Below are 14931 nucleotides of genomic sequence, written 5' to 3'. Positions count from 1 at the left end.
CGGTTTAACTGAAACAGAATTAACATTTCGTTCTCATAATTTTTCTAGCTGTGGATTGGAGCAAAAGGCGAAGACTCCTGAGGGAGATAGCGGTAGGTTGAGACCCCGCAGGCAAAGCCGAGGAGGCTCAAGCAGCGCCCCTAGGAACGCGCAGCCATTTGCGGAAATCCACAGCGGTGGTTTACCAATCTACTTGCGTTTTTTTAACATTAAAAAGACCGGGCTTTTTTGCCCGGTTTTTCTTACTTTCATCTTTCCACAGGAATAGCTCCATCAGGAGGTTGAAAAGGATTCTCTTGGTTTATATGATCATAGAACATAACACCGTTCAGATGATCAATTTCGTGTTGAAATACAATCGCCACTAATCCTTTTAAGCGGAGTTTAAGTTCTTCGCCTTGCAAGTTGGTAGCTTTAACGGTTACGCGGGCATATCTCGGTACAAGTCCCGGTACATCTCTATCTACAGAGAGGCAACCTTCGCCTGTTGTTAAGTAACTTTTTTCAATAGAATGGCTAACTATCCTTGGATTAAATAATGCATGGCTATGTAATGTCCCGTTTTCATCTCTGATATGAACGGCAATCATCTTTTTTGGTATATTGATTTGAGGAGCTGCCAATCCGACTCCAGGGCGTAAATTGTATTGCTGGGACATTTCTGGATTTTGACTGTTCTGAAGGTATTCCATCATTTTGTGTAGAATAGTGGAATCTTCCTGAGATGGGGGAAGGGATACGTCACTAGCTACGGCGCGTAATGTAGGATGTCCTTCTTTTATGATGTCTTTCGCTGTAATCATGGTTTCACTCCTATCTTTTATAGTTATACTATACTCCATTTATTCGTATATATGGTAGCTACAAAGTATCTCATTATATATTATCAAAACCAAGAAGCTACTTGAAACAATTCGTTTTCATTATTTAATTTTATGCTTAACGTATGAATTTAATATTGTAAAAATTAGCAATAAAATTTATAGTTAAATAGAAGATATGTTAGGGGGATTTAAATTGCGTTTTTGGAAAAGGACTGTATATACGGGTACCCTGGCTTTTTCCCTATTACTGACAGGATGTGTGAATGGAGAATCACCAGAACAGGAGATATTTCAGACACTAGAGGAAGTAGTGGAACTTGAAGCCAGCTTTGAAGAACAACAAGGACCTTTATTGGAATTAGAAAAGAAAGAATCAGCTATTTATGAAGAAATACTGACACTTGGGATGAAAGAGTTTGATCAAATAGTTAAACTTTCTCAAGAAGGGCTTGCTTTGGTAGAACAAAAAGAAGCTGCCATGGAAAATGAAAAAAAGAGCATAGTGGCAGCGCGTGAACAATTTGAAGAAGTAAAAACATCGATAGAAACATTAGAAGATGAAGAACTTAAAAAAGAGGCACAATCGTTATATCAACTAATGGAACAACGTTATGAAGCGTACATGACTTTATCGGATCATTACATGAAGTCCATGGAAGTCGAAAAAGAAATGTATGAGCTTTTCCAGACAGAGGATTTAACATTGGAGCAACTCCAAGTACAAATAAATGATCTAAATGAAAAGTACGAAAAAATCAATGAAGCTAACAAGTCTTTTAATGACTTTACCGACCAATATAATGAAGCCAAATTGGATTTTTATAAAAAAGCGGGACTCAACGTCAGCTATGATAATTAAGTGAATTTGACACGTTGGAGCTAGGCTCTACGTGTCTTTTTTGTTGTGTAAAATGTATTTTCTTATTTTAAAATAATCATTGTCTGGTCCATGATTAAGATTGAGACATATCGGGAATGGAATATATAGTGTTTTTTTATTATTACGACATAACATGAAGTTGTCCTGTTGTGCAGTGTAATACAGATTCTATTGTTGTATTAGTACAGTTGAGGATTCAGAATATACTTTTTACTTTTTTTGGTTTAAAAAATCAATATAAGCAAAGAGATTGACGGGATTAAGTAGTGTGTTGTAAACTTGACCTTGGTGAAAAGTTGTATTAATATTTTCTTCGGAAAGATTAATACAGTATAAATTTATGTGTCTATCATGCTTATTGCTGAAGACAGTAAAAGAGGAAAGATACGTTTTTGCATCACAAACAGAAAAATGTCTTTTAAAACCCGTTTTTGGGTAACCTAATTTTGTATGTAATCATGTATTAAATAGTTCTCTTAATAGAAAGGAAGAGGTGACGTAGATGGCTGCAAAAACTAAAAATGCTAAATTTGATCCAAAGCAGCAGAAAGCAAAAGTGGAAGAACAATTCCAAACGTTCCAAATCTTAAATGAAGAAGGCGAAGTAGTAAATGAAGCTGCAATGCCTGAGCTAAGTGATGACCAATTAAAAGAATTAATGCGCCGTATGGTATATACTCGCGTACTTGATCAACGTTCCATTAGCTTAAACAGACAAGGACGTTTAGGTTTCTACGCTCCAACAGCGGGTCAGGAAGCTTCCCAATTGGCTTCTCAGTTTGCACTTGAAGCAGACGATTTCATTTTACCAGGATACCGTGATGTGCCACAGATGATCTGGCATGGTCTTCCTCTATATCAAGCATTCCTATTCTCTCGTGGTCACTTCCACGGCAACCAGATGCCAGAGGGTGTTAACTTATTGCCACCTCAAATCATCATTGGTGCACAAATCATCCAAACTGCAGGTGTTGCACTTGGACTGAAGAAAAAAGGGAAAAAGACTGTAGCAATTACATACACAGGAGACGGCGGTGCTTCTCAAGGTGATTTCTACGAGGGTATCAACTTCGCTGGGGCTTACCAAGCACCGGCAATCTTTGTTGTTCAAAACAACCGTTTTGCCATTTCAACTCCTGTTGAAAAGCAATCTGCAGCAGGAACAATTGCTCAAAAAGCAGTAGCAGCTGGTATTCCTGGTATTCAGGTAGACGGAATGGACGCGCTGGCTGTTTACGCGGCAACTCGTGATGCTCGTGAGCGTGCTGTAAATGGTGAAGGTCCTACTTTAATTGAGACATTAACTTACCGTTATGGTCCACATACAATGGCTGGAGATGACCCAACTCGTTACCGTACTTCTGAACTTGATGATGAGTGGGAAAAGAAAGATCCTTTAGTACGTTTCCGCAAATACCTAGAAAACAAAGGTATCTGGAGCGAAGACGAAGAGAACAAAGTTATTGAAGAAGCGAAAGAAGATATCAAGGTTGCTATCAAGAAAGCAGATGACCAACCTAAACAGAAAGTTACAGACTTAATCTCTTTCATGTACGAAGAGCTTCCTAATAACCTAAAAGAGCAAAATGAAATCTACAAAGAGAAGGAGTCGAAGTAAGCCATGGCGCAAATGACAATGATTCAAGCGATCACTGATGCGTTACGCACAGAATTGAAAAATGACGAAAACGTCTTACTTTTCGGTGAAGACGTTGGTCAAAACGGTGGGGTTTTCCGTGCAACTGAAGGCCTTCAAGCTGAGTTCGGGGAAGACCGCGTGTTTGATACACCACTTGCAGAATCAGGAATCGGTGGACTTGCTGTGGGCTTCGGTGTAACCGGCTTCCGTCCTGTAATGGAAATCCAATTCTTTGGTTTCGTATACGAAGTAATGGACTCTGTTAGTGGACAACTTGCACGTATGCGTTACCGTACTGGTGGGCGTTGGAACGCTCCTGTAACAATTCGTTCCCCGTTTGGTGGAGGAGTTCATACTCCTGAACTTCATGCAGATAGCCTTGAAGGTCTTGTAGCTCAACAACCAGGTCTTAAAGTAGTTATTCCTGCAACACCTTATGACGCAAAAGGACTTTTAATTTCTGCAATCCGTGATAACGACCCAGTTATCTTCTTGGAGCACATGAAATTATACCGTTCTTTCCGTCAAGAGGTACCTGAAGAGGAGTACACAATTGAAATCGGAAAAGCAGATGTTAAACGTGAAGGTTCTGACATCACGATGATAACTTACGGAGCAATGGTACATGAGTGCTTAAAAGCAGCTGACCAACTTGAAAAAGACGGTGTATCTGCTGAAGTAATCGACTTACGTACAATCAGTCCATTGGATATTGAAACAATCATTGCATCTGTTGAGAAAACAGGCCGTGCGATTGTTGTCCAAGAAGCACAAAAACAAGCTGGAATCGGCGCTAACATCGTAGCAGAAATCAACGACCGTGCGATTCTTAGCCTAGAAGCACCGGTATTGCGTGTAGCTGCACCTGATACGGTATTCCCATTCTCTCAAGCAGAGAGCGTATGGTTGCCAAATCATAAAGATGTTTTAGAAACAGCGAAAAAAGTTCTGAACTTCTAATATAAATAGTTCTCTATCAGAACTACCATACGGAAGTCCATTCTTCGCCTAGCCAAGAGTGGGCTCTCCATTTTATACAAAAAGTAAGCAGAAGAAGGTTATCTCGTTTTAGAAGTCTTACTGTAGATTGGAGTGCAAGGTGTGAGACTCCTGCGGGGGGTATCGGTAGGTTGAGACCCCTGAAGCGTTGTGAGGAGGCTCAAGCACCGACCAAGGATAAGCGAACACCTGGAACGGAAATCTACAGACGTTAACAGATTCCTTATAAAGCTATCTATCATAGGAGGTTGAATACTGTGGCATTCGAATTTAAACTGCCAGATATCGGTGAAGGTATCCATGAAGGTGAAATCGTAAAATGGTTCGTAAAACCAGGTGACGAAATCGAAGAAGATGACGTACTTTGTGAAGTACAAAACGATAAAGCAGTCGTAGAAATTCCATCTCCTGTTAAAGGGAAAGTAACGGAATTAAAAGTTGATGAAGGTACAGTTGCAACTGTAGGTCAAACAATCATCACACTAGACGCACCAGGTTATGAAGACCTTAAATTTAAAGGCGACGACCACGGTGACGATGAAAAAGCGGAAGAAAAAACAGAAGGACAAGTTCAAGCGACAGCTGAAGCTGGTCAAGATGTGAAAAAAGAAGAAGCTCCTAAAGAAGAGCCAAAAGCTGAAACTGGCGCTGGCACTCAAGAGCAAGTAGAAGTAGATCCAAACAAACGTGTAATCGCGATGCCTTCTGTACGTAAATATGCTCGTGAAAAAGGCGTGGAAATCCGTCAAGTTGCAGGATCTGGCGACAACGGACGTGTTCTTAAGAGCGATATCGATGCATTCTTAAGTGGAGGCGGCGCTAAAGCAGAAGACACAACTACTGAAGCAGCTCCTGCAGCTAAAGAAGAAACAAAAGCGGAAGCAAAACAAGAAAAACAAGCAATTCCTGCTGGTCAATACCCAGAGACTCGTGAGAAAATGAGTGGTATGCGCCGTGCAATCGCAAAAGCGATGGTTAACTCTAAGCACACTGCACCTCACGTAACGTTGATGGATGAAATTGATGTGACAGATCTTGTTGCACACCGTAAGAAATTCAAATCAGTTGCAGCAGACAAAGGTATTAAGTTAACATTCTTACCATACGTAGTTAAAGCACTTACATCTGCGTTACGTGAGTATCCAGTACTTAACACATCTCTTGATGATGCAACAGATGAGATTGTTCACAAGCACTATTACAATATCGGAATCGCTGCTGATACAGAAAAAGGCTTACTAGTTCCTGTTGTTAAAGATGCGGACAGAAAGTCTATCTTCTCCATTTCCAATGAGATCAACGAACTTGCTGGAAAAGCACGTGACGGTAAATTAGCTTCTGATGAAATGAAAGGTGCTTCTTGCACTATCACAAACATCGGATCTGCTGGTGGACAATGGTTCACACCGGTTATTAACCATCCAGAGGTTGCGATCCTAGGTATCGGCCGTATCGCAGAAAAACCTGTAGTGAAAGACGGAGAAATTGTAGTGGCTCCAGTTCTTGCATTATCACTTAGCTTTGACCATCGTATGATTGATGGCGCTACTGCTCAAAATGCGCTTAACCATATCAAGCGCCTATTGAACGATCCACAATTATTGTTAATGGAGGGTTAATAAATGGTAGTAGGAGATTTCGCAATTGATGTAGATACGCTTGTCATCGGTTCGGGCCCTGGCGGATATGTTGCTGCAATCCGCGCGGCTCAACTGGGACAAAAGGTAACAATCGTAGAAAAAAACACACTTGGTGGAGTATGTCTAAACGTTGGATGTATCCCTTCCAAAGCGTTAATTTCTGCAGGTCACCGCTATGAAACAGCTCAACATTCTGAAGACATGGGAATTAAAGCTGAGAACGTAACAGTTGATTTCTCTAAAGTTCAAGAATGGAAAGCGGGAGTAGTAAAGAAATTGACTGGGGGAGTGGAAGGTCTACTTAAGGGGAATAAAGTGGACATCGTTTCTGGGGAAGCATACTTCGTAGACGGCAACACAGTTCGTATCATGGACGATAACTCTGCGCAAACATACAAGTTCAATAACTGTATCATCGCGACAGGTTCTCGCCCAATCGAAATCCCTACTTTCAAGTATTCCAAGCGTGTTCTTGACTCTACAGGCGCATTGGCACTTAAAGAAATTCCAAAGAAATTAGTTGTTATCGGTGGAGGTTACATCGGTACGGAGCTAGGTACAGCATATGCTAACTTTGGAACAGAAGTTGTTATTGTGGAAGCTGCAGATGAGATCTTGGCTGGTTTCGAAAAGCAAATGAGCTCACTGGTTAAACGTAACCTGAAGAAAAAAGGGAACGTCGAAATCTTCACAAAAGCAATGGCTAAAGGTGTAGAAGAAACGGAAGATGGCGTAAAAGTAACGATTGAAGTAAAAGGCGAAGAGCAAACAATCGACGCTGATTATGTACTAGTTACTGTAGGCCGTCGTCCTAACACAGATGAGCTTGGCCTTGAGCAAGTTGGCGTAGAAATGACAGACCGTGGCGTTGTGAAAATTGACAAGCAGTGCCGCACTAGCGTTTCTAACATCTATGCTATCGGTGACATCGTGGATGGACCACCACTTGCACATAAAGCTTCTTACGAAGGTAAGATCGCTGCAGAAGCAATTGCTGGTGAGCCTGCTGAGATTGACTACTTAGGTATTCCTGCAGTAGTATTTTCTGAGCCAGAACTTGCATCTGTAGGATATACAGAAACTCAAGCAAAAGAAGAAGGAATAGAAGTAACAGCTGCTAAGTTCCCATTTGCTGCAAACGGCCGTGCATTGGCATTGAACGCAACAGACGGATTCTTAAAGCTTGTAACTCGTAAAGAAGATGGATTAATCATCGGTGCCCAAATTGCCGGATCTAGTGCATCCGACATGATTGCTGAACTTGGTCTTGCTATTGAAGCTGGTATGACAGCTGAAGATATCGCCATGACAATCCACGCGCACCCAACATTGGGAGAAATCACAATGGAAGCTGCAGAAGTTGCAATGGGAAGCCCAATTCATATCGTTAAGTAATACTTCGGCGAAGAGTCTCCATAGTATGTGGAGGCTCTTCGTTTTTTTTGTACAAAAAAGGGATTCTACCGGTTAATAGGTAGAATTCCCTGCTTGATTTAACGCCTGTTCAATGGAAACGACGATATCTTTTTTAGGTTTAGAACCTTCTATTTGCGTAACTACTTCATTGTCATGAACGACAATTAAAGAAGGGGTCTCCTTCACATTGAACTGCTTATATAAAATTTTTTCATCTTCAGAATGGACAACTTTTAAATTAGCCACTTCATCTGGAAATGAACTTTTCAAATCAATGATCGCATCATAATATGTACTCTCATCCTGTAAATTAGATTCGTCCGTAAAGAATACGAGCGTGCGAGAATCATCAGGGAATTGAATGTGAGTTATCGATTGATTTTCTTGACAGGAAGATAAAATGAAAAAAGACAAAGTGAAAAAGATAACAGCGCCTCTAATCATGGCAATCCTCACTTTCTATTAACAACGTATATAAAAAATAGTTACTTTTGTTCTGCTATTTGGTGCTATTCTACCATTAAATTATATGTAATCAGGCCTTGTCATCTAAATGTTACATAATTGAAAAATAGATAGCTCCTTTCTGGCATATTAATTATTAAGGTTTTCGATCATGGAAAATCGGTTACATAAATAGAAATATGCAGTAAGGAGCTGCTTTTATGAAAAATTATGTGGTGTTTTTAATACAAAATATTTTCTGGGGGACATATAGTATCATAGAATGGTTTTCGGTCAGGGATAAAATGCAGGCCAAAATTATTCTATTAGGTATATTTATCTATCTTTGTTATACCCTCGCCATGTCAATCATTCATAAAAAGAAGCACGCCGCGATGACAACTGCCATAAGTTTTATATTTTATTTTAGTTTTCAGAGCCTATTTTACTATTTTGTTTTTGGAGGATGAATTGCCTTTCAAAGTTTAAATATCTGGAAAAACATTGCCTTCATATAGTAAATGCTAGTATGATTAAAGGTGAAACTTACGTATGGAGGAAAGAATATGAAAAAATGGATACTATCAGCATTATTATTGCTCCTCCTTGTAGCTTGCGGGCAAAATGGACAAGTTGAAAATGAGCAAGATTCTTCTGCGGCAGGTGATCAGACGGAAGAAAATGATTCTGTAGTGGAAGAAGAAGAAAAAGATGTCCCAGTGTCAAAAACGGAAGATCCTATTAAAGAACCGGAAGAAGAAACAGTGAGCTCCGATGAGGAAGAAGGAGACCAAGACTCAGGTAAAGAAGACCAAGTACAAGAAAATCAGCCCCAAGAACCCCAATATGTAGTAAATCCCATCACTTCTGCAATAGAACCTTTGGGTGGTGCAAACTCCGAAGTGGTTCTATTAACGATAGATGATGCTCCAGATAGGTATGCATTAGAAATGGCTACGATCCTGAAAGAGCTAGGAGTTAAAGCTATCTTCTTTGTTAATGGTCACTTCCTTGAAACGAAAGAAGAGGAAGAAGTATTGAAGACCATATATGAGATGGGTTTTCCAATTGGAAATCATACAATGACGCATAAGTCCTTAAGGCAGCTAACAGAAGAAGAGCAGTACGAAGAAATTGTAATGCTTAGCGATCGGGTAGAAGAAATCACTGGTGAACGTCCCCGTTTTTTTCGAGCTCCATTTGGCACTAATACAGACTATGCTATAGATTTGGTAAAGCAAGAAGGAATGATTCCTATGAATTGGACATATGGTTATGATTGGGAAGCTGATTACATGGATGCTGAGGCACTAGCAGATATTATGGTTAACACTGAATTTCTGAACAACGGAGCCAATCTGTTAATGCATGACCGTGAATGGACGAAAGATGCGTTAGCTGAAATAGTAAAAGGGCTGCAAGCCAAAGAATACGAAATTCTTGATCCGGACTTGATCGGAACTGATGGTGCAAGTACAGAAACTGAATAATTAAGAAATCCCGCTCATATGAAAGCGGGATTTCTTTATTCAACGCTTGTAATAGTACATGATACTCCCGGTAAATAATTTAAGCTCAGCCTCTAGCTTTTTTGCAAGAAACTTACATAGCTCATTTGCCTTTGCTTTATCTCCATGCGTACTCTGATCGTGCAAAGTAACTTGTATGTAGGAAAGGGGGGCGGTCTCTTCTGATGTGGCAATCTGTGTACCCACACCAATAAGAATCATCTTATATCGGTCTTCAGTTCCTTTTAGATAGAACCACTGACCTGTACCCTCAGGCTTTTCTTTTAACTCGTAGGGAAAAGCTGCCTGGCTGTATTCCCATCCTAATTGTTTTCCAGTCTTGGAGGTGATTTCTCTATAGTAGTTTAATAAATCTTTTACATCTTCCACGGTAAGCGTTTTCTCTTTCGAATTGGGAACTAAATTAATGTAAGCGCTGCTGGCCATCGTTCTCACTCCTAATCTGACAATTCCATTATTTCTATTCTAGCATTATCAGAAATCTGCTGACAATCACTAAGTGAAAATTCTTGCAAATTAGGCATTTGATAAGTTATAATAATATTCTGAATAACCAAAAAATAAAAAGGAGGTACCTTATGAACTTATTTGACAAGCTTTATGATAACAATGAGAATGTTCCTGTTCGCTTTGTTGGTTTTACGACTAAAGATGTTAGATATGATTTTGGTATCGTGTACACGAATATGTTTTTTGGTAAGCCCCTTGTCATCTGTATGCAAACCGGCCGTTCTACCCTCCTCGACCCTAAAGACATTACCGACCTTAACCACCTTCAACATGTATTCCGAATTGATTCACAAGAACAAGCTGAAGATCTTGCAGAGTTTTTTTCTGAGGCAATTCCTGCAAGCCCGTTTCAAGAACAATATGAATAAAAGATGATTTTTTCGAGGCCAATGTCCTGTTAGTGGGGTCATTGGCCTTTTGATTTGGGGAATAAAGGATCTGTAAGCCTGAACAGACCGCAAAATAGCAAAAACGGTCAAATAGAAGCGTTCTATTCGCCTGAAAGGAGGAGAAATCCTAGAGAACTGTCCAATAGGAGGAAATAARTGGAAYCTCAACGCCCGAACAGACCGCAAAAAAGCAAAAACGGTCAAATAGAAGCGTTCTATACGCCTGAAMGGAGGAGAAATCCTAGAGAACTGTCCAATAGGAGGAAATAARTGGAATCTCAACGCCCGAACAGACCGCAAATCGGCAAAAACGGTCAAATAGAAGCGTTCTATACGCCCGATCGGAGGAGAAATCCTAGAGAACTGTCCAATAGGAGGAAATAAATGGAATCTCAACGCCCGAACAGACCGCAAAWCGGCAAAAACGGTCAAATAGATGCGTTCTATACGCCCGAACGGAGGAGAAATCCTAGAGAACTGTCCAATAGGAGGAAATAAGTGGAATCTCAATCCCCGAACAGACCGCAAAATAGCAAAAACGGTCAAATAGAAGCGTTCTATTCGCCTGAACGGAGATGAAATCCGTGAGAACTGTCCAATAGGCGGAAATAAAGTGAAACACCAATATACTATAATTTTAAATGTGTTATACAATTTAATTATTGACATAACACATTTGAGGCTTTATGATGTAAGTAACACAACATAAAGCGCTTTCATTAAAAGGCGACTTTGCAAAAAATTTCTTTTAGGAAAGAGGTTGAAGGGTATGGGTACAATCGTTTGTCAAACTTGTAACAGCGCAGTAGATCACTTTGAGGATGAAAAAGTTACGACTTATTATGCGAAATGTGCAGATTGCCAGTGCTCTGAAAAAAGCGAAGATCTAGCCTAGAATCATATATTAATAGAAAGAGCAGGTCCCCGGTAAGTGAGGGGACCTGCTCTTTGTTCATTTTATCGAATGGCTTTGTGTTCTTTTATTACTCTTAATGTTTTTAATTCGTAATCTTCCGGACCTTGAACAGGGAGTCCTACTTCAAGTGTTTTTGTAATGTAGGACAAGTTTTCTTCCGTAATAATCTCACCTGGAGTAAAAATAGGAATACCAGGAGGGTACACCATGATGAACTCTGCAATTATCCGACCGGCAGATTTTTCAAATGGAACAACTTCCGTCTCAGAGTAGAAAGCATCCCTTGGAGCGATTGCTAACACTGGGATATCTGGAAGAAGTACCTTTACTTTTTCGCCGGAATCTCCAGCCTGGTGCTGAAACTCTTGGGATAAGTCTTTAAGTGCTTCTAACAGCAATCCTGTCTCTACCTCTGTGTCACCGGGTGTGATAATACAAAGGATGTTATAGAGATCGGAAAGTTCCACTTCAATGTTATATTTTTGGCGAAGCCATTTCTCGACATCATATCCTGTAAGGTTTAATTTCTTTACAGAAATAATAAGTTTAGTTGGGTCATAGTCAAACGTTGCCTTTCTACCTAAAATTTCAGATCCAACGCAATGTAAATGTTCAATCTCATTGATAGCATCCCTTGTTTTATTGGCAAGTTGAATCGTCTTTTCTATTAGTAAATGACCTTCAGTGGCAAGTCGTTTTCTTGCAACATCCAAGGAAGCCAAAAGTAGGTAAGAGGTGGATGTAGTGGTTAACATGCTTAAAATGCTTTGAATGCGATTAACGTTCACCAATCCTTCTCTTACATTTAATATGGAACTTTGTGTCATGGAGCCACCAAGCTTATGGACACTTGTAGCAGCCATGTCAGCTCCAGCTTGCATAGCCGATAAAGGGAGTTCCTCATGAAAATGTATATGAACACCATGAGCTTCATCCACAAGTACAGGAACGTTAAAGGAATGGGCAATTTCAACTATTTGACTTAAATCGGCTGAAACACCAAAATAAGTAGGGTTGATGACGAGGACACCTTTTGCATCAGGATGCTGCTGAAGTGCCTTTTCAACGGAGTCTGTTGTAATGCCATGCGAGATCCCGAGGTCTTTGTCTACCTCTGGATGGATAAAGATTGGGACTGCTCCTGAAAAAACAATGGCAGACATAACAGATTTATGAACATTCCTTGGCACGATAATCTTCTCTCCAGGCCCGCAAACTGCCATCACCATTGTCATAATGGCTCCGCTTGTACCTTGAACAGAGAAAAATGTATGGTCTGCTCCAAAAGCTTTTGCTGCAAGGTCTTGAGCTTCTTTAATCATTCCTTTTGGCTGATGAAGATCATCAAGTGGTCCAATATTGATTAGATCTATCGAAAGAGCATTTTCACCGATGAATTCTCGGAATTCTGGATCAATGCCAGCTCCTTTTTTATGTCCGGGAATATGGAATTGAATCGGGTTCCCTTTGGCGTGATTTAATAGTCCAGTGAATAATGGTGTGTCATTTTGAGAATATGTCAACTTACTTATGCACCTCTTTAAATTTAGCTTAGTTTCGGTTTTGTCTATCTTAACGCATCTAATTACGCAGAACAAACATTCACATAAAACAAATGAAATTATAGCATTTATCCTCTTCATTGCATAGCAGGAATTTGTCACAATAAAAAGAAACATATATAGAGAAGTAGAAAGGGGAAGAAGTTTATGAATTGGGAGACCAAAATAACAAAACTATTAGATATTAAATATCCTATTATACAGGGTGGACTTGCTTATTTAGCATACGCAGACCTGGCTGCCGCCGTTTCCAATGCAGGCGGGCTTGGGCAAATAACGGCAATGAGTCTGGAAAGTCCAGAATTATTAAGAGAAGAAATTAGAAAGGTTAGAAGGATGACGGATAAACCATTTGGAGTGAACTATGCGATCGGCCAGCATGGAAGACCGTTTGAGCATATGTTGGATATTGCCTTGGAAGAAAAGGTCCCGGTCATTTCGATGACAGGAGGAAACCCTTCACCGATTTTCAAAAGGCTTGAGGGCTCAAAATGCAAAAAATTAGTCCTTGTAGCAGCTCGCAGACAAGCAGAAAAAGCGGAAGAACTAGGGGCTGATGCCGTCATGGTCGTAGGACAGGAGGGAGGAGGTCATTTAGGCAAAAACGACTTAGGGACCATGGTATTAGTCCCGAAAGTGGTAGACGCCTTAAAAATACCTGTCATCGCTTCAGGAGGGATTGGTGATGGACGAGGGTTGATGGCTGCATTGTCACTTGGAGCGGAAGGGATAGAAATGGGTACAAGATTTATTGCGACAAAAGAGTGCCTGCACGCTCATCCAGTATACAAAGATAGGTTAGTCCGCGGCACAGAGAATGATACGGTGGTCATCAAAAGAAGCATCGGTGCACCGGCAAGGGCCATTCAAAACACATGGACGGAAGAAATATTGAAGCTAGAACAGGAAGCAGCAGGCTATGAAGGAATGAAAGACTTTATCAGTGGAACGGCGAACAAACGATATATCTATGACGGTAATACGGATTTGGGCTATGCTTGGGCTGGTCAAGTAATGGGGTTGATAGAGGATGTGCCAAGTGTGGAGCAGCTTATATCGAGAATGGTGAAGGAAGCCGAAAATATTCGCGAGAAGTGGACAAACTAGAGAAGGAAGATGGTATACTTTACTTTTCCACTATACATATTATGAGGTGAAGTTATGGATTTCTCTTATCCCATTTCTTATGACTGGTCTACAGATGAAATTGTAGACGTTATTGCACTATATGAAGCGGTAGAGCTTACGTACAGCAAAGGTGTGGAGCGTGAGCAGCTTTTATCTTTATACCGCAGGTTCAAAGAAATCGTACCAGGCAAAGCGGAAGAACGAAATCTCGCGAATGAATATGAGGAATTAAGTGGTTTCTCTGTTTACCGTACGATAAAAAAAGCCAAAGACATGAACCCTGGTGAACAGGTGAAGATGACGAAATGATAAAGGGAAAAACTCAGAACCGCGATGGTTCTGAGTTTTTTTTGACTCTATACTATTTTAGGCTTCCACTGTCTGCTTCGTTAGGTTATATAGCCCTTTGACTGTTTGGATAGCTTCCTCAATGCGGGCTATCGTTGCGTCTCCAGAAAGCTTGATTGCCTCTTCTTTTGGTATTTGAATGCCGCAAAGTATTTCCGCTTTCTTCACGTTAATCAATCGCTCCAATAGCTCTTTGTGTGCGTCCTCTGTCAAATCAGATTGGCGGATAACTTCAGGCTTAGTGTGATCCTTGGACCAAACAAAATCCGAAGGGATCTGCTCCCGGATAGCTGACAAATTTTCAAGCAATATCTCGCCAAATGCTTCTTTCATCGGTGCTTCATAGATAACAGCAAACCAGACAAACACATGTGTTTCCCACAATCCAATCTGGAAATGCGGCAACATCTTATATCCGCGTGCATTGTTTGCAAAGGCAACCCAGGAATCTTTTGGAGGGTTTTTGGTTCTTCTTGCATGTTTGGCAACATGATAGTGCATTTCATCACCGGTCATGGCAGTTAGAGAGGGAGAGAAGTATTGGCCGAGTAACTCAAACTTTGGCTGTATTTGAGACTTTAAGGCATCCATTCTTTCTTCTAGTCCATCTATAGTAAATACATTGAAATCTTTTTTCTTAAACCCGTTAAATTTTTTGTGTTTCATGTAGTCGCCCCATTCTTGAACATAGCTTTTCATATTCCTCA

At 40.4% G+C, this 14931-nt stretch carries 15 protein-coding genes; 10 read left to right on the top strand and 5 right to left on the bottom strand.

The window, feature by feature from the left end; all coding sequences use genetic code 11:
- Nucleotides 1-248 precede the first annotated feature (248 nt).
- The gene (def, locus tag FZC76_RS02405) at nt 249-803 is read right to left on the bottom strand and encodes a peptide deformylase (RefSeq protein WP_148986673.1); all 555 of its coding nucleotides are present in this window, start codon (nt 801-803) and stop codon (nt 249-251) included.
- Nucleotides 804-1017: 214 nt separating this feature from the next.
- On the opposite strand from def, the gene FZC76_RS02400 reads away from it, so the two are divergent.
- The 5 genes from FZC76_RS02400 to lpdA all read left to right on the top strand — a co-directional run bounded on the left by FZC76_RS02400 (nt 1018) and on the right by lpdA (nt 7377).
- Nucleotides 1018-1683 (top strand): YkyA family protein, encoded by a 666-nt coding sequence (locus FZC76_RS02400; protein ID WP_148986672.1) that lies wholly within the window; start codon nt 1018-1020, stop codon nt 1681-1683.
- A 523-nt stretch (nt 1684-2206) separates the two neighbouring features.
- Complete coding sequence (gene pdhA, locus FZC76_RS02395) at nt 2207-3322, top strand: pyruvate dehydrogenase (acetyl-transferring) E1 component subunit alpha (RefSeq protein ID WP_148986671.1); 1116 nt, start codon at nt 2207-2209, stop codon at nt 3320-3322.
- Between the two features lie 3 nt (nt 3323-3325).
- A complete protein-coding gene (locus FZC76_RS02390; RefSeq protein WP_148986670.1) occupies nt 3326-4303 on the top strand; it encodes an alpha-ketoacid dehydrogenase subunit beta in 978 nt (325 codons plus the stop codon).
- Nucleotides 4304-4599: 296 nt separating this feature from the next.
- Nucleotides 4600-5961 (top strand): dihydrolipoamide acetyltransferase family protein, encoded by a 1362-nt coding sequence (locus FZC76_RS02385; protein WP_148986669.1) that lies wholly within the window; start codon nt 4600-4602, stop codon nt 5959-5961.
- 3 nt (nt 5962-5964) lie between these two features.
- Nucleotides 5965-7377, top strand: coding sequence for a dihydrolipoyl dehydrogenase (gene lpdA, locus FZC76_RS02380; protein ID WP_148986668.1), 1413 nt, complete (start codon nt 5965-5967; stop codon nt 7375-7377).
- 72 nt (nt 7378-7449) lie between these two features.
- Here lpdA and FZC76_RS02375 read toward each other — a convergent pair whose 3' ends face one another.
- Complete coding sequence (locus FZC76_RS02375) at nt 7450-7842, bottom strand: hypothetical protein (protein ID WP_148986667.1); 393 nt, start codon at nt 7840-7842, stop codon at nt 7450-7452.
- Nucleotides 7843-8408: 566 nt separating this feature from the next.
- Here FZC76_RS02375 and FZC76_RS02370 point away from each other — a divergent pair.
- Nucleotides 8409-9332, top strand: coding sequence for a polysaccharide deacetylase family protein (locus FZC76_RS02370; RefSeq protein ID WP_148986666.1), 924 nt, complete (start codon nt 8409-8411; stop codon nt 9330-9332).
- Between the two features lie 39 nt (nt 9333-9371).
- Here FZC76_RS02370 and FZC76_RS02365 read toward each other — a convergent pair whose 3' ends face one another.
- Nucleotides 9372-9797 (bottom strand): DUF1885 family protein, encoded by a 426-nt coding sequence (locus tag FZC76_RS02365; RefSeq protein WP_148986665.1) that lies wholly within the window; start codon nt 9795-9797, stop codon nt 9372-9374.
- A 152-nt stretch (nt 9798-9949) separates the two neighbouring features.
- Here FZC76_RS02365 and FZC76_RS02360 point away from each other — a divergent pair, with 152 nt between their 5' ends.
- Nucleotides 9950-10249: a DUF3055 domain-containing protein gene (locus tag FZC76_RS02360; protein WP_148986664.1), complete on the top strand. Its 300-nt coding sequence runs from the start codon at nt 9950-9952 to the stop codon at nt 10247-10249.
- A gap of 790 nt (nt 10250-11039) precedes the next feature.
- A complete protein-coding gene (locus tag FZC76_RS02355; RefSeq protein ID WP_148986663.1) occupies nt 11040-11165 on the top strand; it encodes a GapA-binding peptide SR1P in 126 nt (41 codons plus the stop codon).
- Nucleotides 11166-11227: 62 nt separating this feature from the next.
- Here FZC76_RS02355 and FZC76_RS02350 read toward each other — a convergent pair whose 3' ends face one another.
- A complete protein-coding gene (locus FZC76_RS02350; protein ID WP_148986662.1) occupies nt 11228-12709 on the bottom strand; it encodes an aminotransferase class I/II-fold pyridoxal phosphate-dependent enzyme in 1482 nt (493 codons plus the stop codon).
- A gap of 186 nt (nt 12710-12895) precedes the next feature.
- Between FZC76_RS02350 and FZC76_RS02345 the strand changes: the two genes are divergently transcribed.
- Both FZC76_RS02345 and FZC76_RS02340 read left to right on the top strand, forming a co-directional pair.
- Nucleotides 12896-13855, top strand: a complete 960-nt coding sequence (locus tag FZC76_RS02345; protein WP_148986661.1) for an NAD(P)H-dependent flavin oxidoreductase — start codon at nt 12896-12898, stop codon at nt 13853-13855.
- A gap of 54 nt (nt 13856-13909) precedes the next feature.
- Nucleotides 13910-14185, top strand: coding sequence for a UPF0223 family protein (locus FZC76_RS02340; RefSeq protein WP_148986660.1), 276 nt, complete (start codon nt 13910-13912; stop codon nt 14183-14185).
- Between the two features lie 57 nt (nt 14186-14242).
- Here the strand turns inward: FZC76_RS02340 and FZC76_RS02335 are convergent, their stop codons facing one another.
- Nucleotides 14243-14890, bottom strand: coding sequence for a YktB family protein (locus FZC76_RS02335; RefSeq protein ID WP_148986659.1), 648 nt, complete (start codon nt 14888-14890; stop codon nt 14243-14245).
- Nucleotides 14891-14931: the final 41 nt, after the last annotated feature.

The sequence above is a fragment of the Sutcliffiella horikoshii genome (assembly GCF_008180725.1).
In the GTDB taxonomy this organism is placed as follows: Bacteria; Bacillota; Bacilli; order Bacillales; family Bacillaceae_I; genus Sutcliffiella_A; species Sutcliffiella_A horikoshii_B.
The sequence above is the reverse complement of the archived record's forward strand: the minus strand, read 5'-3'. Positions and strand labels throughout refer to the sequence as shown.

Excerpts from the sequence above, each read along its gene's own strand:
- FZC76_RS02360 (WP_148986664.1), top strand. The coding sequence starts at position 9,950 with ATGAACTTATTTGACAAGCTTTATGATAACAATGAGAATGTTCCTGTT.
- FZC76_RS02375 (WP_148986667.1), bottom strand. The coding sequence starts at position 7,842 with ATGATTAGAGGCGCTGTTATCTTTTTCACTTTGTCTTTTTTCATTTTA.
- pdhA (WP_148986671.1), top strand. The coding sequence starts at position 2,207 with ATGGCTGCAAAAACTAAAAATGCTAAATTTGATCCAAAGCAGCAGAAA.
- FZC76_RS02365 (WP_148986665.1), bottom strand. The coding sequence starts at position 9,797 with ATGGCCAGCAGCGCTTACATTAATTTAGTTCCCAATTCGAAAGAGAAA.
- FZC76_RS02355 (WP_148986663.1), top strand. The coding sequence starts at position 11,040 with ATGGGTACAATCGTTTGTCAAACTTGTAACAGCGCAGTAGATCACTTT.
- def (WP_148986673.1), bottom strand. The coding sequence starts at position 803 with ATGATTACAGCGAAAGACATCATAAAAGAAGGACATCCTACATTACGC.
- FZC76_RS02340 (WP_148986660.1), top strand. The coding sequence starts at position 13,910 with ATGGATTTCTCTTATCCCATTTCTTATGACTGGTCTACAGATGAAATT.
- FZC76_RS02390 (WP_148986670.1), top strand. The coding sequence starts at position 3,326 with ATGGCGCAAATGACAATGATTCAAGCGATCACTGATGCGTTACGCACA.
- FZC76_RS02370 (WP_148986666.1), top strand. The coding sequence starts at position 8,409 with ATGAAAAAATGGATACTATCAGCATTATTATTGCTCCTCCTTGTAGCT.
- FZC76_RS02345 (WP_148986661.1), top strand. The coding sequence starts at position 12,896 with ATGAATTGGGAGACCAAAATAACAAAACTATTAGATATTAAATATCCT.
- FZC76_RS02335 (WP_148986659.1), bottom strand. The coding sequence starts at position 14,890 with ATGAAACACAAAAAATTTAACGGGTTTAAGAAAAAAGATTTCAATGTA.
- lpdA (WP_148986668.1), top strand. The coding sequence starts at position 5,965 with ATGGTAGTAGGAGATTTCGCAATTGATGTAGATACGCTTGTCATCGGT.